The organism is Streptomyces thermoalcalitolerans (assembly GCF_039525155.1).
Lineage (GTDB): Bacteria > Actinomycetota > Actinomycetes > Streptomycetales > Streptomycetaceae > Streptomyces > Streptomyces thermovulgaris.
In genome coordinates, this window is record NZ_BAAAHG010000004.1 from 113,421 (window position 1) to 135,404 (window position 21,984).

At 71.6% G+C, this 21,984-nt stretch carries 20 protein-coding genes and 1 CRISPR repeat array (1 of these 21 cut by a window edge); of the genes, 12 read left to right on the forward strand and 8 right to left on the reverse strand.

Annotated features, from left to right (window positions below; all coding sequences use genetic code 11):
* Positions 1 to 276: a CRISPR direct-repeat array (repeat unit 29 nt; unit sequence CTGCTCCCCGCGCCCGCGGGGATGGCCCC) (it extends 364 nt beyond the left edge of the window).
* Positions 277 to 620: 344 nt separating this feature from the next.
* Entirely contained in the window at positions 621 to 1,478 is an 858-nt protein-coding gene (gene map, locus ABD224_RS04370) for a type I methionyl aminopeptidase (protein WP_344046939.1), read from the reverse strand.
* Between the two features lie 57 nt (positions 1,479 to 1,535).
* Between map and ABD224_RS04375 the strand changes: the two genes are divergently transcribed.
* Positions 1,536 to 1,775 carry a hypothetical protein gene (locus tag ABD224_RS04375; protein WP_344046941.1) on the forward strand — a complete coding sequence of 80 codons (240 nt, stop codon included), beginning with the start codon at positions 1,536 to 1,538 and terminating at the stop codon, positions 1,773 to 1,775.
* Positions 1,776 to 1,879: 104 nt separating this feature from the next.
* On the opposite strand, the gene ABD224_RS04380 is transcribed toward ABD224_RS04375, so the two are convergent.
* Complete coding sequence (locus ABD224_RS04380; RefSeq protein ID WP_344046943.1) at positions 1,880 to 2,479, reverse strand: hypothetical protein; 600 nt, start codon at positions 2,477 to 2,479, stop codon at positions 1,880 to 1,882.
* Positions 2,480 to 2,563: 84 nt separating this feature from the next.
* On the opposite strand from ABD224_RS04380, the gene npdG reads away from it, so the two are divergent.
* The gene (gene npdG / locus ABD224_RS04385) at positions 2,564 to 3,268 is read left to right on the forward strand and encodes an NADPH-dependent F420 reductase (RefSeq protein WP_344046945.1); all 705 of its coding nucleotides are present in this window, start codon (positions 2,564 to 2,566) and stop codon (positions 3,266 to 3,268) included.
* Between the two features lie 98 nt (positions 3,269 to 3,366).
* A complete protein-coding gene (locus tag ABD224_RS04390; protein ID WP_344046947.1) occupies positions 3,367 to 3,552 on the forward strand; it encodes a hypothetical protein in 186 nt (61 codons plus the stop codon).
* On the opposite strand, the gene ABD224_RS04395 is transcribed toward ABD224_RS04390, so the two are convergent.
* A complete protein-coding gene (locus ABD224_RS04395; RefSeq protein ID WP_344046949.1) occupies positions 3,542 to 4,342 on the reverse strand; it encodes a site-2 protease family protein in 801 nt (266 codons plus the stop codon). The two genes, ABD224_RS04390 and ABD224_RS04395, sit on opposite strands and share 11 nt — an antisense overlap.
* Before the next feature lie 131 nt (positions 4,343 to 4,473).
* Between ABD224_RS04395 and ABD224_RS04400 the strand changes: the two genes are divergently transcribed.
* Together ABD224_RS04400 and ABD224_RS04405 are read left to right on the forward strand one after the other, a co-directional pair.
* Positions 4,474 to 4,983 carry a DUF6578 domain-containing protein gene (locus tag ABD224_RS04400; RefSeq protein ID WP_344046951.1) on the forward strand — a complete coding sequence of 170 codons (510 nt, stop codon included), beginning with the start codon at positions 4,474 to 4,476 and terminating at the stop codon, positions 4,981 to 4,983.
* A 14-nt stretch (positions 4,984 to 4,997) separates the two neighbouring features.
* Positions 4,998 to 8,504, forward strand: coding sequence for an AfsR/SARP family transcriptional regulator (locus tag ABD224_RS04405; RefSeq protein ID WP_344046953.1), 3,507 nt, complete (start codon positions 4,998 to 5,000; stop codon positions 8,502 to 8,504).
* Positions 8,505 to 8,526: 22 nt separating this feature from the next.
* Here the strand turns inward: ABD224_RS04405 and ABD224_RS04410 are convergent, their stop codons facing one another.
* The 3 genes from ABD224_RS04410 to panB all read right to left on the reverse strand — a co-directional run bounded on the left by ABD224_RS04410 (position 8,527) and on the right by panB (position 11,500).
* Positions 8,527 to 9,402, reverse strand: a complete 876-nt coding sequence (locus ABD224_RS04410) for an ABC transporter permease (protein ID WP_344046955.1) — start codon at positions 9,400 to 9,402, stop codon at positions 8,527 to 8,529.
* Complete coding sequence (locus tag ABD224_RS04415) at positions 9,399 to 10,412, reverse strand: ATP-binding cassette domain-containing protein (protein WP_344046957.1); 1,014 nt, start codon at positions 10,410 to 10,412, stop codon at positions 9,399 to 9,401. The genes ABD224_RS04410 and ABD224_RS04415 overlap by 4 nt, the downstream gene beginning before the upstream one ends.
* Positions 10,413 to 10,636: 224 nt before the next feature.
* The gene (panB, locus tag ABD224_RS04420) at positions 10,637 to 11,500 is read right to left on the reverse strand and encodes a 3-methyl-2-oxobutanoate hydroxymethyltransferase (RefSeq protein ID WP_344046959.1); all 864 of its coding nucleotides are present in this window, start codon (positions 11,498 to 11,500) and stop codon (positions 10,637 to 10,639) included.
* 230 nt (positions 11,501 to 11,730) lie between these two features.
* On the opposite strand from panB, the gene ABD224_RS04425 reads away from it, so the two are divergent.
* The 3 genes from ABD224_RS04425 to ABD224_RS04435 all read left to right on the forward strand — a co-directional run bounded on the left by ABD224_RS04425 (position 11,731) and on the right by ABD224_RS04435 (position 15,339).
* On the forward strand, positions 11,731 to 13,326 hold the full coding sequence (locus ABD224_RS04425) for an MFS transporter (protein WP_344046961.1): 1,596 nt from the start codon (positions 11,731 to 11,733) through the stop codon (positions 13,324 to 13,326).
* Between the two features lie 103 nt (positions 13,327 to 13,429).
* Positions 13,430 to 14,053: a TetR/AcrR family transcriptional regulator gene (locus ABD224_RS04430; RefSeq protein ID WP_344046963.1), complete on the forward strand. Its 624-nt coding sequence runs from the start codon at positions 13,430 to 13,432 to the stop codon at positions 14,051 to 14,053.
* A gap of 224 nt (positions 14,054 to 14,277) precedes the next feature.
* Entirely contained in the window at positions 14,278 to 15,339 is a 1,062-nt protein-coding gene (locus tag ABD224_RS04435; protein WP_344046965.1) for an endonuclease/exonuclease/phosphatase family protein, read from the forward strand.
* Between the two features lie 39 nt (positions 15,340 to 15,378).
* Here ABD224_RS04435 and ABD224_RS04440 read toward each other — a convergent pair whose 3' ends face one another.
* Positions 15,379 to 17,133 carry an NAD+ synthase gene (locus ABD224_RS04440; RefSeq protein WP_344046967.1) on the reverse strand — a complete coding sequence of 585 codons (1,755 nt, stop codon included), beginning with the start codon at positions 17,131 to 17,133 and terminating at the stop codon, positions 15,379 to 15,381.
* A gap of 483 nt (positions 17,134 to 17,616) precedes the next feature.
* Here ABD224_RS04440 and ABD224_RS04445 point away from each other — a divergent pair, with 483 nt between their 5' ends.
* A complete protein-coding gene (locus tag ABD224_RS04445; RefSeq protein ID WP_344046969.1) occupies positions 17,617 to 18,111 on the forward strand; it encodes an RrF2 family transcriptional regulator in 495 nt (164 codons plus the stop codon).
* A 63-nt stretch (positions 18,112 to 18,174) separates the two neighbouring features.
* Here ABD224_RS04445 and ABD224_RS04450 read toward each other — a convergent pair whose 3' ends face one another.
* A complete protein-coding gene (locus tag ABD224_RS04450) occupies positions 18,175 to 19,365 on the reverse strand; it encodes a globin domain-containing protein (protein ID WP_344046971.1) in 1,191 nt (396 codons plus the stop codon).
* A 332-nt stretch (positions 19,366 to 19,697) separates the two neighbouring features.
* Here ABD224_RS04450 and ABD224_RS04455 point away from each other — a divergent pair, with 332 nt between their 5' ends.
* The 3 genes from ABD224_RS04455 to ABD224_RS04465 all read left to right on the forward strand — a co-directional run bounded on the left by ABD224_RS04455 (position 19,698) and on the right by ABD224_RS04465 (position 21,874).
* Entirely contained in the window at positions 19,698 to 21,059 is a 1,362-nt protein-coding gene (locus tag ABD224_RS04455; protein ID WP_067391988.1) for a glutamine synthetase family protein, read from the forward strand.
* A 108-nt stretch (positions 21,060 to 21,167) separates the two neighbouring features.
* Positions 21,168 to 21,440: a ribbon-helix-helix domain-containing protein gene (locus tag ABD224_RS04460; RefSeq protein WP_344046977.1), complete on the forward strand. Its 273-nt coding sequence runs from the start codon at positions 21,168 to 21,170 to the stop codon at positions 21,438 to 21,440.
* Positions 21,437 to 21,874, forward strand: a complete 438-nt coding sequence (locus ABD224_RS04465; protein ID WP_344046979.1) for a type II toxin-antitoxin system VapC family toxin — start codon at positions 21,437 to 21,439, stop codon at positions 21,872 to 21,874. The genes ABD224_RS04460 and ABD224_RS04465 overlap by 4 nt, the downstream gene beginning before the upstream one ends.
* Positions 21,875 to 21,984: the final 110 nt, after the last annotated feature.

Here is a 21,984-nt window from a genome sequence, read left to right on the forward strand (position 1 = left end):
CAGCTGCTCCCCGCGCCCGCGGGGATGGCCCCCTCTCACAGCAAACGGGAGCGATCGTGACCAGCTGCTCCCCGCGCCCGCGGGGATGGCCCCACCGGCGGGACGCCTGGCGCGCTGAGGGTGTCCTGCTCCCCGCGCCCGCGGGGATGGCCCCGTCCGCGTGGACAGCATCGCGAACATCATGTGCTGCTCCCCGCGCCCGCGGGGATGGCCCCTCGCGCACCCGGCCGCTCGGCAACACCTCGGTCTGCTCCCCGCACCTGCGGGGATGGCCGTATGCGGAGGTCCCGCCGCTCCGGTGGTGGGACCTCCTGTCGTGGCTGGGGAGGGCATGGCCCTCCCGGTTTCGTCGGGCTGTCATGCCCACGGGCCGTGGCCTGTGGGCGGGCGAGCGGTCACGGTTCTGGTGGCGGTCAGGTGAGGCCGGCGGTGGCGTTGTCCTCCTATAGCCGTCGACCCATAGCCGTCGGCGCGCTGGAAGCAGCCGTTCACAGAGCGGGAGTGCCGGGCCTGTCCGCCCTGGTCGGCGAGCGCCACGGCGTCCTTGCCCCGCTTGCTGACGGTGGTGGCCAGACCGGTACGGCCGGTACGGAGGGAGTGGCCGGCCCGGGCGCGCAGCGCTACGGCAGGGTCAGGATCTCCGCGCCCGTGTTCGTCACCACCAGGGTGTGCTCGAACTGGGCGGTGCGCTTGCGGTCCTTGGTGACGACCGTCCAGCCGTCGTCCCAGATGTCGTACTCGTGGGTGCCCAGCGTCAGCATCGGCTCGATCGTGAAGGTCATCCCCGGCTGCATGACTGTCGTCGCGTGCGGGTTGTCGTAGTGCGGGATGATCAGCCCGGAGTGGAACGACGTGTTGATGCCGTGGCCGGTGAAGTCGCGGACCACGCCGTAGCCGAAGCGCTTCGCGTACGACTCGATGACCCGGCCGATGACGTTGATCTGCCGGCCCGGGCGGACCGCCTTGATCGCGCGGTTCAGCGCCTCGCGGGTGCGTTCCACCAGCAGGCGGCTCTCCTCGTCCACGTCGCCGACCAGATAGGTCGCGTTGGTGTCGCCGTGGACCCCGCCGATGTACGCCGTCACGTCCAGGTTGACGATGTCGCCGTCCCGCAGCACCGTCGAGTCCGGGATGCCGTGGCAGATCACCTCGTTGATCGAGGTGCACAGCGACTTGGGAAAGCCCCGGTAGCCCAGCGTCGAGGGGTAGGCGCCGTGGTCGCACAGGAACTCGTGCGCCACCCGGTCCAGCTCGTCCGTGGTCACGCCCGGCGCGATGTGCTTGGCCGTCTCCTCCATCGCCTGCGCGGCGATCCGCCCGGCGATCCGCATCGCCTCGATCGTCTCCGGCGTCTGCACCTCCGACCCGGTGTACGGCTTCGGCGCGGGCTTGCCGACGTACTCCGGACGGCGGATGTGCCCGGGGACGGAACGGGGCGGGGACAGCTTCCCGGGGACAAGCAGCGACTGGCCAGACATGTTCGCGAGTCTAACGGGGGCGATGGGGGAACATGTCCCTGGCGAGAGGAGCTGGTCATGGCCCTGTTCAAGAAGCGGACCGCGGGAAAGCCGGGCGAGTGGTTCTACTGCCTGGAGCACAAGAAGGTCGAGGAGGGGCCCGAGTGCCCCGCCAAGGACCGGTTCGGCCCGTACGCCTCCCGGGAGGAGGCCGGCAACGCGATGGAGACCGCCCGCCGGCGCAACCTCCAGTGGGAGAACGACCCCCGCTGGCACGACGCCCCCGGGGGCGGCACGGACGGCGACGAGGAGGGCTGACCGGGCCGGAGACCCGGAGACCGGGGAGGGCGGACGCCGCCCGTACCGGGCGGGCGGTTCTCCACGCGGCGCCGGACACCGGCCGGCGGCGCCGGGCACCGGCCCTACCAGTGCGGGGGCGGCGGTGCCGTCAAGCGGTCCGTCAGCCGTGACAGGCGGTCCCGGAAGCGGCCGCGTCTCCGTGGGGCCGGCATCGAGTTCTCCCCGGCCGCCGCGCTCACCAGGTGCTGGACGGTGTCCAGGTCCAGCTCGGAGCCCTCCGGCACCGCCAGCGTCTCGTGCGCCATCGACTCCAGCTCGCCCCCGCCGGCCCCGAGGGCCAGCACCGTCGCCCCGGCCCGCCGTGCATCGTGCACCCGCTCCAGGAGCGTCACGGGCTCCTCGGGAGCCACGACGAGCAGCGTCTCACCCCGCCGGGCCGCCTCCAGCCGGCCGAGCCCGACGGAGAGGTGGGCCGGGCCGGAGGGACGGACGGTGTGCCGTACGAGCGTCGGGGCCAGCTCCGGGGTGCCCGACCAGGCGGCCTCGTCCACCAGGTGGGCCGCCAGGTGCCAGGGCTCGTACTGCGGTGTGCCCACGAGCAGCAGCCCGCCCCCGTACGACACCACCGACCCCCGCAGCACCCCCGCGAACCGCCGTGTGGCCCCCAGCCACTCGGTCCCGGCGAGCACTTCGCGCAGCAACGCGACCCGTACGGCGTCCATGGGCGCGCATCCTGCCCCCAAGCGGGAACCGGCGACCGGGACTTCGGCCGAATTCACCCGCACCGGGGACGTAGAGTCGACAGCATGACCTCCAGCAACAGCGCACACAAGGCGCCCGCCAAGGATCCCTGGGACCTTCCCGACGTCTCCGGCCTGGTCGTCGGCGTGCTCGGCGGGACCGGGCCGCAGGGCAGGGGACTCGCCTGCCGGTTCGCCCGGGCCGGACAGAAAGTGATCATCGGCTCCCGGGCCGCCGAGCGGGCGCGGGCGGCGGCCGAGGAGATCGGGCACGGGGTCGAGGGCGCCGACAACGCCGAGACCGCCCGCCGCAGCGACGTCGTGATCGTCGCCGTGCCCTGGGAGGGCCACGCCCAGACCCTCCGGTCCCTGCGCGGGGAACTGGCCGGCAAGCTCGTCGTGGACTGCGTCAACCCGCTCGGCTTCGACAAGAAGGGCGCCTACGCCCTCAAGCCCGAGGAGGGCAGCGCCGCCGAGCAGGCCGCCGCCCTGCTGCCCGACTCACGGGTGACCGCCGCCTTCCACCACCTGTCCGCGGTGCTGCTGCAGGACCCGGAGATCGAGCGGATCGACACCGACGTCATGGTCCTCGGCGAGGAGCGCGCCGACGTGGAGACGGTCCAGGCGCTGGCCGGCCGCATCCCCGGCATGCGCGGCATCTACGCGGGACGGCTGCGCAACGCCCACCAGGTGGAGGCGCTGGTCGCGAATCTGATCTCGGTCAACCGGCGCTACAAGGCGCACGCGGGACTCCGGGTCACGGACGTATGAGCCGGTGGGGGACACTGGTACCGGAAGCACCGGACCTCGGTACCGGAAGCACCGGGCCGTTCCGTGTCCCCCGCAGTACCCGACAGGAGTCGACCGTCATGCCCCGCATCGCCCTCTTCACCCTGATCGTCTGCCTGCTGGCCGTGGCCGCGGCCGTCGTCTCCTTCGTCAAGGGCAGCTGGCTGGGGATCGTGTGGGTGCTGCTGGCGGGTCTGTCGTCCAACATGACCTGGTACTACGCCCGCCGCGAGCGGATGCGGCAGAGCCGGTCCGTCAGCGGCTGACCGAGCACAGCTCATGGGTGTCCTGCCAGAACCGGTACAGGTCGTAACCGCAGTACTGGTCGAGGGCGCTGATGCCGAGATGGCGCAGAATGAAGTCGATCATGCCGAAGAACGCGCCGTTGAGCGCCGGCACCCACAGCAGCGCGAAGACGAACAGCAGGCCGAACGGGGCGAACGGCTCCACCTGGCGCTTGATCCCGGGTGACAGCCAGGGCTCGAGCACGCCGTAGCCGTCCAGGCCCGGCACCGGCAGGAAGTTCAGGATCGCGGCCGTCACCTGGAGCAGCGCGAGGAAGGCCAGCGCGAACCGGAAGTCGGCGGGCACGCCGTCCAGCGCGTGCAGCCAGAACGGGGCCGTGCACACGAGCGCGAACAGGACGTTCGTCAGCGGCCCCGCCGCCGAGATCAGGCTGTGCCGCCAGCGGCCCTGGATCCGGCCGCGCTCGATGAACACAGCACCGCCCGGCAGACCGATCCCGCCCATGATCACGAACAGGACCGGGAGCACGATGCTCAGCAGGGCGTGCGTGTACTTCAGGGGGTTCAGCGTCAGGTAGCCCTTGGCGCCGACCGTGAGGTCACCGCTGTGCAGCGCGGTGCGCGCGTGCGCGTACTCGTGCAGGCACAGCGAGACGACCCAGGCCGAGGTCACGAACAGGAACACCGCCACGCCCGGCTGCTGGGCGTATCCGGTCCAGGTGGCCCAGCCCGTGACCGCGGCGACGGCCAGGATCCCGAGGAAGACGGGACTGATCCGTCGGTCGCTGTGACGGGTGGTGGCGGTGGTCATGGCAGAAGGCTCCTGAAACATGTCGGGTGGGCGGGCTCGACCGTACCGGGCGCACGGAGAACGCACCACGGAGAACGCACCACGGAGAAAACGTCTCGCGCCCGGGCGCCGGTTCCATGGAGGGTGGGGGCATGGCAGTGCGCTGGGTGTTCTACGAGAACTGGCAGATGGAGTGCTGCGGCACGCCGTTCTCGGTGGGGGAGAAGGTGAGCCGGCCGGTGCGGCCCGTGGACCCGGAGGACGTGCTGGGCGAGGGCTGCGACAAGGACAGCAAGAGGAACGACAGCAAGAGGAACGACAGCAAGAAGAACGACAGCAAGAAGAACGAAGAGAGCAAGGAGAAGTACGACGGGATGCTGCTGGTCGAGCAGCACGGCGACGCGGAGTCCGAGATCACGGGCCGGGTCCGTGCGATCCGGCTGGTGCACCGGATGTACGAGGAGACCGAGCCGGGCTCGCGCACCTTCGCTCCCACACCCGACGAGGCGTCCCTGGAGGCCGTCGACAGCTGCCCGGAGTGGTTCAGCCGCGAGGAGCTGCCGACGGGGCCGGGGAGCCGCCGGCACCGCAGCACGACCGGAGTCCTCGTCGCCCTGGACGTGCCGGACGCCGCGCCGGTCGCGTTCCCCGGCCGGCTGTGAGACCGACGGAGACAATGGACCTCGTGCGTTACCGCATCCTCGGCACCACCCAGGCGCTCCGCCCCGACGGCACCCCCGTTCCGGTCGGCGGGGCGCGGCTGCGTGCCCTGCTGACCGTGCTCGCCCTGCGGCCCGGCCGGACCGTGCCGGTGAGCGTCCTGGTCGACGAAGTGTGGAACGGCGACCCGCCCACCGACGCCACGGGCGCGCTCCAGGCACTGGTGGGACGGCTGCGCCGGACGCTGGGCGCCGACGCGGTGGCCTCCGCGGCGGGCGGCTACCGGCTCACCGCCGCCGCGGACGACATCGACCTGCACCGCTTCGAACGGCTGGCGGGCGAGGGCCTGCGCGCGCTGGCCGACGGCGACCCCGCCAAGGCCGCCGCCGTCCTCGACGACGCCCTCGCCCTGTGGCGCGGCCCCGTCCTCGCCGACCTGCCCGACCGCACCGCCGAGGCGGCCCGCTGGAACACCCGCCACCTGGACGTACGCCGGGCCCGGCTCACCGCCGCCCTCGCCCTCGGCCACGCCGAGCAGGCCCTGCCCGAGCTGACCGCCCTGTGCGACACCCACCCCCTGGACGAATCCCTCCAGGCCCTCCGCCTGCGTGCCCTGCGCGACACGGGCCGCACCGCTCAGGCCCTGGCCGCCTACGAGGACGTACGGCGCCTGCTGGCCGACCGGCTGGGCTCGGACCCCGGTCCCGAACTGCGCGCGCTGCACGAGGAGCTGCTGCGGCCGGACGGACCGGACGGAGGAGACGCCCACAAAGGCTCCGGCGCCACCGCGCATCACCCCGACGGGACACACGGCTTCAACGGCACACCCGGGACACCTGCCGTCGGCGGCCCCAGAGCCCCGGCGGCCCTCTCCGGCCTTCCCGCGGCTCCTGCCGTGGCCCCTTCCGCGCAGGCACCCGCGGCCGGTCCTTCCGCACCGGCCCGCACCGCCGCCGGGGGCGAGCGGGAGCACTCCGCCGCGCCCACCGGGGCCCTCGCCTCCCGGTCCCCCGGCAACCTCCGCGCCCGGCTCACCTCCTTCGTCGGCCGTGAGAACGACATCGAGGCGATCCACGCCGCCCTCAGGGCCGCGCGGCTGGTGACGCTGCTGGGGCCCGGCGGGTCCGGGAAGACCCGGCTGTCGCAGGAGGCCGCGGAGACCCTGCGGCCGGCGATGCCGGACGGGGTGTGGCTGGCCGAGCTCGCTCCCGTCGACGACGGGAACGCCGTCCCGGAGGCCGTGCTCACCGCCGTGGGGGCCCGCGAGACCGTGCTGTACGGCGCCGGGGCCGAGGAGATGCGGGCCGCGGTCGCCGACCGGCACGACGACCCGGTCGAGCGGCTGGTCGAGCACTGCGCACGGCGCCGCATGCTGCTTCTGCTCGACAACTGCGAGCACGTCGTCGACGCGGCGGCCCGGCTGGCCGAGGAACTGCTCGCACGCTGCCCGCACCTCACCGTGCTGGCCACCAGCCGGGAACCGCTCGGCATACCGGGCGAGGTGCTGCGGCCGGTCGAGCCGCTGCCCGAGCCGGCCGCGCTGCAGCTGCTCGCCGACCGGGGGGCCGCCGTACGGCCCGGTTTCCGCGTCGACGCCGACGAGGACACCGCCGCCGCCTGTGCCGAGATCTGCCGGCGCCTGGACGGTCTGCCGCTGGCCATCGAACTCGCCGCCGCCCGGCTGCGGATGCTCACCCCGCGCCAGATCGCCGACCGGCTCGACGACCGCTTCCGCCTGCTCACCTCCGGCAGCCGTACCGTCCTGCCCCGCCAGCAGACCCTGCGGGCCGTCGTCGACTGGTCCTGGGAGCTGCTGGACGAGGACGAGCGGGACGTGCTGAGCCGGCTGTCCGTCTTCGCCGGCGGCTGCGACCTCGCCGCCGCCGAGGCCGTGTGCGGGCCCGCCGCCTTCGACGCCCTCGCCTCCCTCGTCGACAAGTCCCTCGTGGTGGCCGCCCCCACCGCCGACGGCGAGATGCGCTACCGGCTGCTGGAGACCGTCGCCGAGTACGCCGCCGAACGGCTCGACGAGGCCGGAGTCCGTACGGAGACCGAGCGCGCCCATCTGACGTACTACCGCGAACTCGCCCGCACCACCGAGCCGTTGCTGCGCGGCCCCCGTCAGCGCGCCGCCGTCGAGACGTTCGAGCGGGAGTACGAGAACCTGCGCACCGCTCTGCGCCACGCCGTCGGCGCGCACGACGAGCAGGAGGGGCTGTGCCTGATCCTGTCGCTCGCCACGTACTGGTACATGCGCGATGTGCGCATCGAGGCCCGCACCTGGTGCGAGGAGGTCATGGCGCTCGGCCCCGACCCCTTCGCCGAGCCGGTCCGGCGTGCCGCCCCGGTCTGGCTGCGATGCACGGACTCCCCGCCGCCGATGACCGGTGAGGTCCTCGCCGAGGCCCGCCGAGGCCTGCACCTCATCCACCTCGCCTGCATGGACACCGAGCTGGAGGCCTGGCAGTCACCGGAGGCGCAGCGCAAACTGCGCATCATCGCCGAGGTCTACGAGCCCGGTATGCCGCAGACCTGCCGCAGCCCGGGGATGCTCTGGCTCTTCGCGGTGATGATGACCGGTGACATGCGGCGCCTGCACGAGATCGGTGACGCCGCCGTACGCACCTGCCGCAGCACCCCGGGATTCGAGTGGGAGCTCGCCCACTGCCTGCGGTGGCGCGCCGACCTGCTGGCCAACCGCGCCGACAGGGCCGAGGACGCGCGCCGGGACGCCGACGAGTCCCTGGAGATCTTCCGCCGCCTCGGGGACGCCTGGGGCACCGCCGAGGCGCTCTCCGCGCGCGCGGAGGCCCACGAGCGCACCGGTGCCCACCGGGAGGCCGCCGCCGACTACCGGGAGGCCGTCGAGTACGCCGAACGCCTCGGCGCCCACGCCCAGATCACCCTCCTCAACGTCCGCCTCGGCGGCGCCCTGCTGGAGGCGGGCGAGGCCGAACAGGGCGAGCGGCTGCTGCGCGAGGTCATCGAGCAGAGCGAGGGCGGCCACAACGAGGCCATGCCCGCCGCCCGTGTCGTCCTCGCCTGCTGGCTCGGCATGACCGGCCGCATCCCCGAAGGACGCGAGCAACTGCGGCTGCTGCGCGAGGAGTTCAACATCGCGCACTTCGTCTTCTTCGAGGCCTTCATCCTCGGTGCGGAGGCCTGGCTGGAGGTGGCCGACGGCCGCTGCGAGGACGCCCTGGACAAGGCCCGCCGGGCACTGGAGCGGTCCCAGAACCCGCTTGCCCAGGCCATCACGCCTCATATGTGCTCGGTGTACCTGACCCTCGGCGCCCTGGCCGTCGTCGGCATGGACGGCGGGCGCCGGGCCCGGGACGCCGCCCGCTGCCTCGGCGCCGCCGACGCCCTGCTGCCGCCCGGGCACGTCCGCAACGCCCTGGAACGCCACATTCACGAGCGGGCGGTCGCCCGCGTCCGGTCCGCGCTCGGCGAGGAGGCGTACGAGGCCGCGTACGCGGAGGGCGGCGGCCTCACCCCGCAGGAGGCCGCCGCCCTGCTCTGACCCCGCGGCCGGAGACGTGCGGTCAGGCCGTCTTGGTGCGGAACGTGCGGATCGCGACCGGTGCCATCACCGCGGTGATCCCCACCGACCAGGCCAGCGTCACCCACAGGTCGTGCGCGACCGGGCCGTGCGTCATCAGCCCGCGAGCGGCGTCCGCGAGGGCGGACAGCGGGTTGTACTCGGTGAAGGTCCGCAGCCAGTCCGGCATCGTCCCGGGCGGCGCGAAGATGGACGAGCCGAACTGCAGCGGCATCAGCACCAAAAAGCCCATCGCCTGCACGGACTGCGCGTTCTTCATCACCACACCGAGCGTGAGGAACACCCACATCAGCGCCGAGCCGAACACCGCGGACAGCCCCACGGCGGCGAACAGACCGGGCCAGTTCTCGATGTCGAAACCGACGAGGACACCGACGACCAGGAGAATCGCCGTCGCGAGCAGCATCCGCAGCAGCTCCACGGAGATCTTGGCGAACAGCACCGAGCCGCGCCCGATCGGCAGGGACCGGAAACGGTCCATCACACCGGAGTTGAAGTCCTGGTTGAAGCCGGTGCCCACGCCCTGCGCCAGGTTCATCCCCATCATGGCCAGCAGACCCGGCACGATGTACTGCACGTACTGCTGCTGCCCTCCGCCCAGCGACTGTCCGATCGAGCCGCCGAAGACGTACACGAACAGCAGCGTGAAGATCACCGGGAACAGGATCGCGTCGGCCATCGACTCGGGGTCCTGGCGGATCCACAGCAGATTGCGGCGGACCAGCGCGCCGGTGTGCCGCAGATGGGCGCGCAGCGGGATCCGGGCGTCGGCCTTTGATCCGGCGGCGGTCGCGGCGACCCCGGAAGGGACGGTGCGCGGCGCCTTGTTCAGAGGGGCGGGCGACGTGCGGGTGCTCATACGGCGACCTCCTCGCGGGAGTCGGCGGGCCGGGCGTCCTGCGGGGCACTGGCGCGGTGGCCGGTGAGGGACAGGAACACCTCGTCCAGGCTGGGCAGTTCGGTGGTGAGGGAGGAGAGCGTGACGCCGTGCGCGGTGACCGCGCCGACCACGGCGGTCAGCTGCTCGTCGCTGAGGACCGGCACCAGCAGGGAGCCGGTCTCGGTGTCCACGGTCACCGGGGCGAGCCCGGTGATGCCCAGCTCGTCGAGCTTCCCGGCCAGCGGGCGCAGCTGCAGCGGATCGGCCGGCCGCACCCGCAGGGTGCGTCCGCCGACCTTCGCCTTGAGCTCCTCGATGGCACCGCCGGCGACCACCTTGCCGCGGTCGATGACGGTCAGCTCGGAGGCCAGCTGCTCGGCCTCCTCCATGTACTGGGTGGTCAGCAGGACGGTGACCCCGTCCCCGACCATCGCCTTGACCTCGTCCCACACCTCGTTGCGGGTCCGGGGGTCGAGTCCCGTGGTCGGCTCGTCCAGGTAGAGGACGGCGGGGCGCCCGACCATCGAGGCGGCCAGGTCCAGCCGCCGCCGCATACCGCCGGAGTACGTCCGGGCCGGCCGCCGCGCGGCCTCGGTGAGCGAGAACCGCTCCAGCAGCTCGTCGGCGCGGGCGCGGGCCTGCTTGCGGGACAGGTCGAGCAGACGGCCGATCAGATACAGGTTCTCCCAGCCGGACAGCTTCTCGTCGACGGAGGCGTACTGCCCGGTGAGTCCGATCATCCGGCGCAGCTGCCGGGGCTGCCGTACGACGTCGCAGCCGGCGACGACGGCCTGGCCGGCGTCGGGGGGCAGCAGGGTGGACAGGATGCGGACGAGAGTGGTCTTGCCGGCCCCGTTCGGCCCGAGCACACCCATCACGGTGCCCTCGCGCACGTCCAGGTCCACACCGTCCAGCGCCCTGGTCTCGCCGAAGTGCTTGACCAGCCCCCGTACGGTCACGGCACTGGGTTTTGTGTCGTTCAGTGTCATGCCCGAAACGGTGTCAGGCGCCACCGACAGCCCACCGACAAACCACCGACAGCCCACCGGCGGCACCGACAGCTCCCCGACGGGCACCGCGACCGCCGGCCGGGCGGTCACGACGGCAGGGAAAACAGCGGAGAGAAACGGCAGGGAGAAACAGCAGAAAAAAGGGGGGGCGGCCCCGCCGGCGGGGGAGGACCGGCGGGGCCGCCCTCTGGTACCACGGTGGCTCAGTGGACCGAGTGCTCCTCCTGAGGGAACGTTCCTCCGATCACGTCCTCCGCGAACGCCCTGGCCGCGTCGCTCATGACCGTCCGCAGGTCGGCGTACTTCTTGACGAACCTCGGCACGCGCCCGGCCGTCAGCCCGAGCATGTCGGTCCACACCAGCACCTGCGCGTCCGTGTGCGGTCCGGCCCCGATGCCGACCGTCGGGATGTGCAGCACACGCGTCACCTCGGCGGCCAGCTCCGCCGGCACCAGCTCCAGCACGACCGCGAACGCTCCCGCGTCCTGCACGGCCTTCGCGTCCCGCAGCAGCTGGGCCGCCGCCTCCTCGCCACGCCCCTGGACGCGGTAGCCCATGGCGTTGACGGACTGCGGGGTCAGACCGATGTGGGCCATGACCGGGATGCCGGCCTCCGTCAGAAGCCGGATCTGCGCGTGCGACCGCTCGCCGCCCTCCAGCTTCACGGCGCCGACGCCCGCCTCCTTGATCAGCCGGGTCGCCGAGCGCAGCGCCTGCGCCGGGCCCTCCTGGTAGGAACCGAAGGGGAGGTCGCCGATGATCAGGGCGCGGCGCGTGCCCCGTACGACGGCGGCGGACAGCATGGTCATCTCGTCGAGGGTGACGGGTACGGTCGTGTCGTACCCGAGGTGGCAGTTGCCCGCGGAGTCGCCCACCAGGATCACCGGGATGCCGGCCTCGTCGAAGACGGAGGCGGTCATGGCGTCGTAGGCGGTGAGCATGGGCCACTTCTCGCCACGTTCCTTGGCGGAAGCGATGTCGCGGACGGTGATGCGGCGGGTGCCCTTGCCTCCGTACAGCGTCCTGCCGTCGGAGGGCTTCGTCTGGGCAGCCGAAAGCTGCGTCATGGCAACGGCTCCTTCGTCATCTCGAGGCGCCCTGACGGCGTCCCCGGACTCCCTCCCATGGTGGCATCTCGTGCCAGTTCGAGCCATAGGGCGCTCGTGTGCGCAACGTCTCGGCGGGGGACGGGGGAAGACGGAGGAATCGGGCAAGGGAAGGGCGGGAACCGGTAAGAACTGGGCAAAGAATTTCGATACGAGACGGTCTCGTATCGGAAGTGTCCTAGGCTCGCGATATGACTGTTTCTGCCGACAACGCCGCGGTCGGCTCCCGGATTCCGGAGGCGGTGCACCGCCGCCGCTGGGCGATCCTCGGCGTGCTGATACTGAGCCTGCTGATCGTGGTGCTCGACAACTCGATCCTGAACGTCGCCATCAAGACGATCTCCACCCCGGCCCCGACCGGACTGGGCGCCACGCAGAGCGAGCTGGAGTGGGCGATCAACTCCTACACCCTCGTCTTCGCGGGCCTGCTGTTCACCGCCGGGCTCATCGGCGACCGCATCGGCCGCAAGAAGGTCCTCCTCGGCGGCCTTGTGGTGTTCGGCCTCGGCTCCGCGCTGGCCGCCGAGTCCGGCTCGCCGGGTGAACTGATCGCCTACCGCGCCGTGATGGCCCTCGGCGCCGCCTTCGTCATGCCGGCCACCCTCGCCGTCCTCATGAACGTCTTCGAGCGCGAGGAACAGCCCAAGGCCATCGGGATCTGGGCCGGCGGCGTGGGCCTGGCCATCGCCATCGGCCCGATCACCGGCGGCCTGCTGCTCGAGCACTTCTGGTGGGGATCGGTGTTCCTCGTCAACGTGCCCATCGTGATCGTCGCGGTGGCGCTGATGGTGTGGCTGGTGCCCGACTCCCGCGACCCGCGGCCCGGCCGCATCGACCCGGTCGGTGTGGTGCTGTCCGTGGTCGGCCTGGTCCTGCTCGTCTACGGCATCATCAAGGGCGGCGAGCTCGCCGACTTCACCGATCCCACCGTGCTGTCGACGATCGTGGCGGGCCTGGCCGTCCTCGCGGTCTTCGTGTGGTTCGAGAAGCGCAGCGACCACCCGTCCCTGGATGTCACCTACTTCAGGAACAAGGTCTTCTCGGCCGCCATGGCCGCCATCGCGCTGGTGTTCTTCGCGCTGATGGGCGTGACGTTCTTCTCAGTGTTCTATCTGCAGAGCGTGCGCGGCTACACGCCGCTTCAGTCCGGCCTGCTCCTGCTGCCGCTGGCCGTCGCGCAGATGATCTTCGCGCCGCGGGCCCGGCTGGCCGTCGACCGCTTCGGCAACAAGGCCACCACCACGGCCGGTCTGCTGCTGCTCGCCGCCATGCTGGCCGCCTTCGCCGGCTTCGACGCCGGCACGCCGATCTGGGTGCTGGAGGCCGTCTTCTTCCTCATGGGCACCGCCATGGCGCACATCATGACGCCGACCAGCGTCGTCATCATGCAGGCCCTGCCCCGCGAGAAGGCCGGCTCGGCCTCCGCGCTGAGCAACACCTTCCGCCAGGTCGGCGGCGCGCTCGGCATCGCCGTGCTCGGCTCGGTGCTCTCCACGGCGTACCGCGGCGGCATCGAGGACAAGCTCGCCCCGCTCCCGGCCGGACTGCGCGAGAAGGCCGGCGAGTCCATCGAGGCCACCCTCGGCATCGCCGCGAGGCTCGGCCCGCGCGGTGACGCCCTGGTGGGCCCGGCCCACGACGCGTTCCTGCACGCCATGCATGTCACCGCGGTGTGCGGCAGTATGGTCGCGGTCATCGGCGCGGTCGTGGTGGCCGTGTTCCTGCCGGGCCGGCCGTCCGCACCCCGACAGGGAGAGAAGGAACAGGAGTTGGTGGCAGCGGAGTAACCGGAAGCCGGCCCGGGCGGGGGGCGGTCCGACGGGGGCGGTCCGAACAAAGAGACGGGGGAACGGGGGACAATCGTCCGGTCACGACGAAAGGACGGCCCACGTGAGCCTTGCCGACAGCCGCACCGCCTCCGACGCCCCCGTCCGGGGCCGGCCCAGGAGCGAGGCGCTGGAACGCACCATCGTCGAGTGCGTGATGAAGCTCCTGGAGGACGGCGTGCCGCTCGCCGAACTCTCCGTGGAACGCATCGCCCGTACCGCGGGCGTCGGCAAGGCCACCATCTACCGCCGCTGGAGCGGCAAGGAGGAGCTGTTCGTCGACGTCGTACGCGCCGCCGAGCCCCCCGACCCGGAACTGCCCGGAACCTCCATGCGCGACGACCTCGTGGCGCTCTGCGAACAGCTGCGCAGACGCGGACTGGTCAGCCGCTCCTCCGCCATCCTGCACAACGTCTACGCCCAGATGAAGAGCAGTCCGAAGATCTGGGCCGCCTACCACGCGACCGTCGTCGAGCCGCGGCGCAGGCTCCAGGCCGAGGTCCTGCGCCGCGGGCAGCGCGACGGGGAGCTGCGCACGGACATCGACGTCGACGTGCTCGGCGACATCATCGTCGGACCCATGCTGGTGCGCGCCGTGATGCGCCCCGACGCCGAACTGCCCGAGGGACTGTCCGAACAGATCGTGGACGCGGTACTGGAAGGGCTACGGCCCGTCAAGTCCCCGTAGAAACACCGCAGTTCCTCGTGTTTTCCCGTGGTTTCCCGTCCCCGTGTACGGGTTTTGTCACAGATCGGCCCGCGAGGGCCGTCACAGGAACCTGATGCGGCGGCTTGTTCGTCCCCCGTGCGCGGAACGGCCGTTCGAGGACGGCGGGAACGACTCCGATCATGCCCTAGGGTCGTAGGACGCGGGGGATGAACGGTGTGCACGGCAGGCAGTGAGGCGATGGAATGGCGCAACAGGCGTACGTGACGGAAACGGCGGACGGCGGCTCGCGGGACGAGCACCGAGGAGACCGGCTCCGGCGCACGGCGCACCGCCTCCTGGACGGCTGGCGCGGTGACCCGCGCATCTGGCGCCGGGGCGTCGTCCTCGCCGTGTTCGCGGTCGTCCTGTCCCTGGGGATGGCACTGCACGCGCACATCCCCAACCGGATCGGCAACCTCGGCAGTCTCACCGAGACCTTCCTGCCCTGGGCGGGCCTGTTCGTCCCGGTGCTGCTGATCCTCGCGCTGCTGCGCAGGTCGGCGATCGCGCTGATCGCGGTGCTGCTGCCCGCCGCCGCCTGGCTGCACCTGTTCGGCGGGCTGCTCACCGACAAGGGCGGCACCGGCGGCGATCTGACGGTCGTCACGCACAACGTCAACGCCGACAACCCCGACCCGACCGGCACCGCCCGGGACGTGGCCGCCGCCGGCGCCGATGTGCTCGCCCTGGAGGAGCTGAAGGCGTCCGCGGTCCCGGTCTACCAACGGGTGCTCGCCCCGACGTACAAGTACCACGCGGTGAAGGGCACCGTCGGGCTGTGGAGCAAGTATCCGATCAGCAGCGTCCAGTCCGTCGACATCAGGCTCGGCTGGACCCGCGCGCTGCGGGCCACGGTGATCACGCCCGAGGCGCCCGTGGCGGTGTACGTCGCGCACATGCCGTCGGTCCGGGTGAAGCTGAACGCCGGCTTCACCGCCCAGCAGCGCGACCAGAGCGCCGACGCGCTGGGCGAGGCGATCGCCGACGAGCGGCTGCCCCGGGTGGTGCTGCTCGGCGACCTGAACGGCACGATGAACGACCGCTCGCTCAACGCCGTCACCTCCCAGATGCGCTCCACGCAGGGCGCGGTGGGCAACGGGTTCGGGTTCAGCTGGCCGGCGTCCTTCCCGCTCGCCCGCATCGACCAGATCATGGTCAGGGGAGTGGAGCCGGTGAGCTCCTGGACGCTGCCGCGCACGGACAGCGACCACCTGCCCGTGGCGGCACGCGTGAATCTGTCCGCCTCGGCGGACGACGACTCCTGAGGCGACGCCCGGGAGACCGCCTGACCGGTCCCCGGCCGGTCAGGCGGTCTCCCGCCAGCCGTTGGTGATCGGCAGCCTGCGGTCCTTGCCGAAGACCTTCGCCGAGATCTTGGTGCCCGGCGGGTACTGGCGGCGCTTGTACTCGGCCCGGTCGACCATCCGCAGCGTCGTGGTGACCAGCTCCCGGTCGTAGCCGGCCGCGACGATCGCGTCCGCGCCCTTGTCCTGGTCGACATAGAGCTCGAGGATCGCGTCCAGCACCGGGTAGTCCGGGAGGGAGTCGGTGTCGACCTGGCCGGGGCGCAGCTCCGCGCTCGGCGGCTTGGTGAGGGAGTTCTCCGGGATCGGCGGGGTCTCCCCCCGCTCGGCGGCGACCCGGTTGCGCCACCTCGCCAGCCGGAAGACCGACGTCTTGTACACGTCCTTGATCGGGCCGTACGCGCCCACCGCGTCGCCGTACAGCGTCGAATAGCCCACCGCCAGCTCCGACTTGTTGCCGGGCGCCAGCACGATGTGACCCTCCTGGTTGGAGATCGCCATCAGCAGCGTGCCGCGCAGCCGGGCCTGGAGGTTCTCCTCCGCGAGACCGGTCAGACCGAGGGAGCCCATGTACGCGTCGAACATCGGCTCGATCGAGACCGTGCGGAAGTGCAGACCGGTGCGCCGGGCCAGCTCGGCCGCGTCCGCCTTGGAGTGCTCCGAGGAGTACCGGGACGGCATGGAGACGCCGTGGACGTTCTCGGCGCCCACCGCGTCGCAGGCGATCGCCGCGACGAGCGCGGAGTCGATCCCGCCGGACAGCCCGATCAGGACCGACCGGAAACCGTTCTTGCGCACATACGCGCGCAGGCCCACGACCAGCGCCGTGTAGACCTCCTCGTCGTCGTCCATGCGCTCGGCGTGCTCGGCGACCGGCTCGGGCTCATAGGCCGGCACCGGGTCCTCGGACAGCACCACACGGTCGATGCGCAGACCGTCGTCCACCACGCCCCCGGGCGCGTCCGCCGCGGCGGCCGGCAGCTCCAGGTCCACCACCATCAGGTGCTCCGCGAACTGCGGCGCCCGCGCGATCACCTCGCCGTCCGGGGCGACCACGATCGAGTCGCCGTCGAAGACCAGCTCGTCCTGCCCGCCGGTCAGGGCGAGGTAGGCGGTGGTGCAGCCGGCCTCCTGGGCCCGCTTGCGGACCAGCTCCAGGCGGGTGTCGTCCTTCAGCCGCTCGTACGGCGATGCGTTGACGGAGACCAGCAGCCCGGCACCCGCGCTGCGCGCGGCCGGCACCCGGCCGCCGTCCTGCCACAGGTCCTCGCAGATGGCGAGCGCGATGTCGACACCGTGCAGCCGCAGCACCGGCATGGTGTCACCGGGCACGAAGTAGCGGTACTCGTCGAAGACGCCGTAGTTCGGCAGGTGGTGCTTGGCGAAGGTCAGCACCGCCTCGCCGCGGTACAGCACCGCCGCCGCGTTCTGCGGGGCGCCGGCCGGCATGCCGTACTTCGGCTGGGCGGTGTCGCAGCGGTCGAGGTAGCCGACGAGCACCGGCAGCTCCCCGAGGCCCTCCTCGGCGAGCCGGGCGGCCAGGGCGCGCAGCGCGGCGCGGGACGCCTCCACGAAGGACGACCTCAGGGCCAGGTCCTCCACGGGGTATCCGGTCAGCGCCATCTCCGGGAACACCGCGAGATGCGCTCCCCGCTCGGCGGATTCCCGGGTCCAGCGGACGATCGTGTCGGCGTTCCCGGCGAGGTCGCCCACGCGTGCGTCGATCTGATTCAGGGCGAGACGTAGTTGAGGCACGCCGCCAGTCTAATCGTCAAAGCGACGCGATGGGGTGGGCGGCCGGGGAGCGCTCGCACGCACGTACGGGCACGCACGAGCGGATCATGGCACCTCGCGGAGGCGGAGGAGCCGGCCCGCGTGTCCTTCACCGGACGCGGCGGTGCCGCTCGCCGTGCCGTGTGCCGTGTGGCCGCCGGCGAGGACGCCGGCGGCGGACCGCTCCGCGTACTCGGCCCCGGCGGGTGTGCGGCCCCGGCGGACACGCGCGCGGGGGCGCTGAGGTCGGCTGACCCGGCGTCACCGGTGACGACGGCCGGGACAGGGGAGGGGGCTGCGGCGAACACAGAAGCCGCGCAGGGACGTTGATGGTGTGTCAGGTGAACGGTCCGGTGAATGTCGGTGCCGCGTGGATTTCGCGCATGGTGCGCGGGGGACGAGGGCCCGACGGAGGGGGACAACCAGTATGTTGAATGGCGAATACATATTATCTACGCTGGCGCCATGCGGCTGCTGCGCTCCACGGACATGGCGTTGCGCGTCCTGATGCGGCTCGCTGTCGCAGGCGAGTCCACCCCCACGACCAGGGAGGTCGCGGCGGACATGGGCGTGCCGTACACGCATGCCGCGAAGGTCGTCGCCGAGCTTCAGCACCGCGGGCTGCTCGCGGCCCGTCGCGGTCGCGGTGGCGGTCTGAGTCTCACCGAAGCCGGCCGGAACGCCTCGGTCGGCGCACTTCTGCGGTCTCTGGAAGGCGAGGGTGACGTCGCCGACTGCAACGGCTCCACACCCTGCCCCCTCACCGCCGACTGCCGTCTGCGCGGCGCACTGCGCCGGGCCCAGGAAGCCTTCTACGCCACACTCGACCCCCTCACGATCGCCGACATGGTCGAGGCCCCGACGGGCCCGCTGCTGCTGGGGCTGCCCGGCGTCCGGACGGCGTCCCAGGACGCGGTGCCCCGGGCAGCAACGGACACGCCCCGTGAAACCGTGACGTGACAAGGTCTGCCGGGGCGGTGCGCACCGCCCCGGCAGACCTGTCGCGCACGTCGGCCGGTCGGGTCAGGCCGCCGGCTGGGCCAGCCACAGGTCCGGGCCGAAGATCTCGTAGTGGATGTTGGCCGGGGACACGCCCTTGGCGAGAAGCTGCTCGCGCACCGACCGCATGAAGGGGAGCGGGCCGCACAGGTACGCGTGCGTACCGGCCGGGACGTCGATGCCGGTGAGGTCGGCCAGGCCGGGCCGGCCGGCGCCTTCGGCGTCCTTCTCGTAGAAGAAGACCGTCCGCGCGTCCGGCAGCTTGGCCGCGTACGCCTCGTGGTCGGAGCGGAACGCGTGCGCGGCGGGGGAGCGGTCGGCGTGGAGCACGGTCACCGGGGCGCTGTGACCGGTGAGGGCGAGCTGCTCCAGCATGGCGATCATCGGGGTGACGCCGATCCCGGCGGAGGCGAGCAGCAGCGGTGCGTCGTCGTCCTCGAGGACGAGGTCGCCGTACGGGGCGGACAGCTCCACGACGTCGCCCACGCGCACGTGCTGGTGCAGGTGGGTGGAGACCTCGCCGTCGGGGGCCGTGTCGTCGCCGAGCACCCGCTTGACGGCGAACTGCCGTTCCGGCGAGCCGGGCGCCGCGGTCAGGCTGTACTGGCGGGCCTGCCGGGCGCCGTCCGGGAGCTGGACACGGACCGAGACGTACTGTCCGGCGCGGTATCCGGGCACCGGCCCGTCGTCGGCCGGGCGGAGCTTGAAGACGGCCACGTCCGGGGTCTCCTCGATCCGCTCGACGACCTTCCAGTCGCGCCAGCCGGTCTGCTGGGTCTCCTCGTACAACCGCCTCTCGAGGTCTATGAGGGCGTTGGCCATCAGCCAGTAGACCTCGTCCCAGGCGGCGGCGACCTCGGGGGTGATCGCGTCGCCGAGGACGTCGACGATGGCGGCGAACAGGTGCTCGCGGACGATCGGGTACTGCTCGGGGAGGACCCCCAGCGAGGCGTGCTTGTGGGCGATGCGCCGCAGCATCAGGTCGGGCCGCTGGTCGGGGTGCTCCACCAGGTACGTCGCGAAGGTGGCGATGGAGCCGGCCAGTGCCTGCTTCTGCGTGCCGGCGGCCTGGTTGCCGCGGTTGAACAGGTCGCGCAGCAGTTCGGGGTGGGCCGCGAACATCCGGGGGTAGAAGCGCTCGGTGATCTCGTTGATGGCTCCACCGACGGCGGGGAGGGTGGCGCGGACGATGGCGGCTGACTTCTCGGACAGCATGGGGGAACTCCTCGAAGGCTCGGCCGAACTGCTCGATCGTTCGACTTGGGTCGAACGCTATTGAAACTTGCATTTGAGATGCAAATTAACCGGACGTGGTCTCGGTCACGGGGAAACCGGCCCCGGTCATGACGAGGACGGTGTCCGGGAGGCAGGATGGACAGCAGGGCGGTCCCCTGCCGTTCCCGGGCCCACGGGCTCACGACGGGCAGGTGGAAGGGGGCCGCAACGCGCGCGAAACACCTCTGTGGTGGGATGCTGCTCAGGTGCCCGACCGCCTCCGCGGTATATGAGCGCAGGCGGCCTGACCGGCGAGGATGGGGAAGCGGAAGATGGACAAGCAGCAGGAGTTCGTGCTCCGGACGCTGGAGGAGCGCGACATCCGGTTCGTACGCCTGTGGTTCACCGATGTGCTCGGCTTCCTCAAGTCCGTGGCCGTGGCCCCGGCCGAGCTGGAGCAGGCCTTCGACGAGGGCATCGGCTTCGACGGGTCCGCCATCGAGGGCTTCGCCCGGGTCTACGAGTCCGACATGATCGCCAAGCCCGACCCGTCCACGTTCCAGATCCTGCCCTGGCGCGCCGAGGCCCCCGGCACCGCCCGCATGTTCTGCGACATCCTCATGCCGGACGGCTCCCCGTCCTTCGCCGACCCGAGGTATGTGCTGAAGCGGGCCCTGGCCCGCGCCTCCGACCTGGGCTTCACCTTCTACACCCACCCCGAGATCGAGTTCTTCCTGCTCAAGGACCGTCCGCTGGACGGCTCCCGCCCCACCCCCGCCGACTACTCCGGCTACTTCGACCACACCCCGCAGGCCGTCGGGATGGACTTCCGCCGTCAGGCGATCACCATGCTGGAGTCGATGGGCATCTCGGTGGAGTTCTCCCACCACGAGGGCGCGCCGGGACAGCAGGAGATCGACCTGCGGTACGCCGACGCGCTGTCCACCGCGGACAACATCATGACCTTCCGTCTGGTCATGAAGCAGGTCGCGCTGGAGCAGGGACTGCAGGCGACCTTCATGCCGAAGCCGTTCTCGGAGTACCCCGGCTCGGGGATGCACTCGCACCTCTCCCTCTTCGAGGGCGACCGGAACGCGTTCTACGAGTCCGGCGCCGAGTACCAGCTCTCCAAGGTCGGCCGCTCCTTCATCGCCGGCCTGCTCCGGCACGCCGCCGAGATCACCGCGGTCACCAACCAGTGGGTCAACTCCTACAAGCGCATCTGGGGCGGCACCGAGCGCACCGCGGGCGCCGGCGGCGAGGCCCCCTCGTACATCTGCTGGGGCCACAACAACCGCTCGGCCCTGGTCCGCGTCCCGATGTACAAGCCCGGCAAGATGGGCTCCGTACGTGTGGAGTTCCGCTCCCTGGACTCCGGCGCCAACCCGTACCTGGCCTACGCCGTCCTCCTGGCCGCCGGCCTGAAGGGCATCGAGGAGGGCTACACGCTGCCCCCGGGCGCCGAGGACGACGTCTGGGCCCTGTCGGACGCCGAACGCCGCGCGATGGGCATCGAACCCCTCCCGCAGAACCTGGGCGAGGCGCTGGCCCTGATGGAGGGCAGCGACCTCGTCGCCGAGACCCTGGGCGAGCACGTCTTCGACTTCTTCCTGCGCAACAAGCGGCAGGAGTGGGAGGAGTACCGCTCGGAGGTCACCGCCTTCGAACTGCGGAAGAACCTGCCGGTGCTGTGATGCTCCGAGACTCCTCCGGCCTCCGGGCCGACCAGCCCGACACGGGGTGCGGCGAGCCTCGATGCGCTCACCCAGACTCGGCAGGTACATAACCTGTACCATGTCGACATGGCTCTGAAGCGCACCAACGTCTACGCCGAGGACAGTGACCTTCTGCTGATCAAGCAGGCTGCGGCGCGGTTGGGTGTGTCGGAGGCGGAGATAATCCGCGAGGGCATTCACCGGATCGCGCTGGCACACCGCGTCTGGGACGAGCCGTTCGTGTCCGACGAGGAGACCTTCGACCTCGGCGGCCCCGTGGGGAAGGACGAGATCAGTGCCACGGTGACGCGAGGGTATGACGAACGGGAGCGGCGGAACCGGCGGGATGACGCCGCGTGATTGCTGTCGCCGACACATCCGGCATCCTCACCCTCTTCAACCGGTCCGATCCCGCCCATCACGCGGCCAGGAAGGCAGCGGACCAATGCGGCTTTCTCGTCACCACGCCGCTCGCGCTCACCGAGGTGCATCAGGTGGCGACCAGCCGCGCTGGCCGGGCCGCGGCTGACGGAATCCTCCGCTCGCTCACCGCACGCGTCCGGCAGATGCGACTGGTCCTGGCCCCGACGACGCCGGAGATCCTCGAGGCAGCGCTGGTCGTGCGGGCCCGATACGCGTCGCTCGACCTGGATCTGGTGGACGCGGTGAATGTCGTTCTCGCCGCCGAGTACGACACTGACGCGGTCCTTACCAGGGACCTACGGGACTTCCGGACCGTACGCCCGGTGGGCGGCCGGTACTCCTGCTTCCGGGTCCTCCCGGACGATCTCTGAGCGGTTACGTGAGGTCAGTTCTTGCCCGCGGCGAACCACCTCGCCATGCACGGCCATCCGCACTCCTCCGCTCCGCGCATCCGGTCGCGTCGCGCCGCGCCAAGGCCGGA

Excerpts from the sequence above, each read along its gene's own strand:
- ABD224_RS04435 (WP_344046965.1), top strand. The coding sequence starts at position 14,278 with ATGGCGCAACAGGCGTACGTGACGGAAACGGCGGACGGCGGCTCGCGG.
- ABD224_RS04445 (WP_344046969.1), top strand. The coding sequence starts at position 17,617 with ATGCGGCTGCTGCGCTCCACGGACATGGCGTTGCGCGTCCTGATGCGG.
- ABD224_RS04425 (WP_344046961.1), top strand. The coding sequence starts at position 11,731 with ATGACTGTTTCTGCCGACAACGCCGCGGTCGGCTCCCGGATTCCGGAG.
- ABD224_RS04450 (WP_344046971.1), bottom strand. The coding sequence starts at position 19,365 with ATGCTGTCCGAGAAGTCAGCCGCCATCGTCCGCGCCACCCTCCCCGCC.
- ABD224_RS04460 (WP_344046977.1), top strand. The coding sequence starts at position 21,168 with ATGGCTCTGAAGCGCACCAACGTCTACGCCGAGGACAGTGACCTTCTG.
- ABD224_RS04415 (WP_344046957.1), bottom strand. The coding sequence starts at position 10,412 with ATGACACTGAACGACACAAAACCCAGTGCCGTGACCGTACGGGGGCTG.
- map (WP_344046939.1), bottom strand. The coding sequence starts at position 1,478 with ATGTCTGGCCAGTCGCTGCTTGTCCCCGGGAAGCTGTCCCCGCCCCGT.
- ABD224_RS04455 (WP_067391988.1), top strand. The coding sequence starts at position 19,698 with ATGGACAAGCAGCAGGAGTTCGTGCTCCGGACGCTGGAGGAGCGCGAC.
- ABD224_RS04400 (WP_344046951.1), top strand. The coding sequence starts at position 4,474 with ATGGCAGTGCGCTGGGTGTTCTACGAGAACTGGCAGATGGAGTGCTGC.
- ABD224_RS04405 (WP_344046953.1), top strand. The coding sequence starts at position 4,998 with ATGGACCTCGTGCGTTACCGCATCCTCGGCACCACCCAGGCGCTCCGC.
- ABD224_RS04375 (WP_344046941.1), top strand. The coding sequence starts at position 1,536 with ATGGCCCTGTTCAAGAAGCGGACCGCGGGAAAGCCGGGCGAGTGGTTC.
- ABD224_RS04395 (WP_344046949.1), bottom strand. The coding sequence starts at position 4,342 with ATGACCACCGCCACCACCCGTCACAGCGACCGACGGATCAGTCCCGTC.
- npdG (WP_344046945.1), top strand. The coding sequence starts at position 2,564 with ATGACCTCCAGCAACAGCGCACACAAGGCGCCCGCCAAGGATCCCTGG.
- ABD224_RS04390 (WP_344046947.1), top strand. The coding sequence starts at position 3,367 with ATGCCCCGCATCGCCCTCTTCACCCTGATCGTCTGCCTGCTGGCCGTG.
- ABD224_RS04410 (WP_344046955.1), bottom strand. The coding sequence starts at position 9,402 with ATGAGCACCCGCACGTCGCCCGCCCCTCTGAACAAGGCGCCGCGCACC.
- ABD224_RS04380 (WP_344046943.1), bottom strand. The coding sequence starts at position 2,479 with ATGGACGCCGTACGGGTCGCGTTGCTGCGCGAAGTGCTCGCCGGGACC.
- panB (WP_344046959.1), bottom strand. The coding sequence starts at position 11,500 with ATGACGCAGCTTTCGGCTGCCCAGACGAAGCCCTCCGACGGCAGGACG.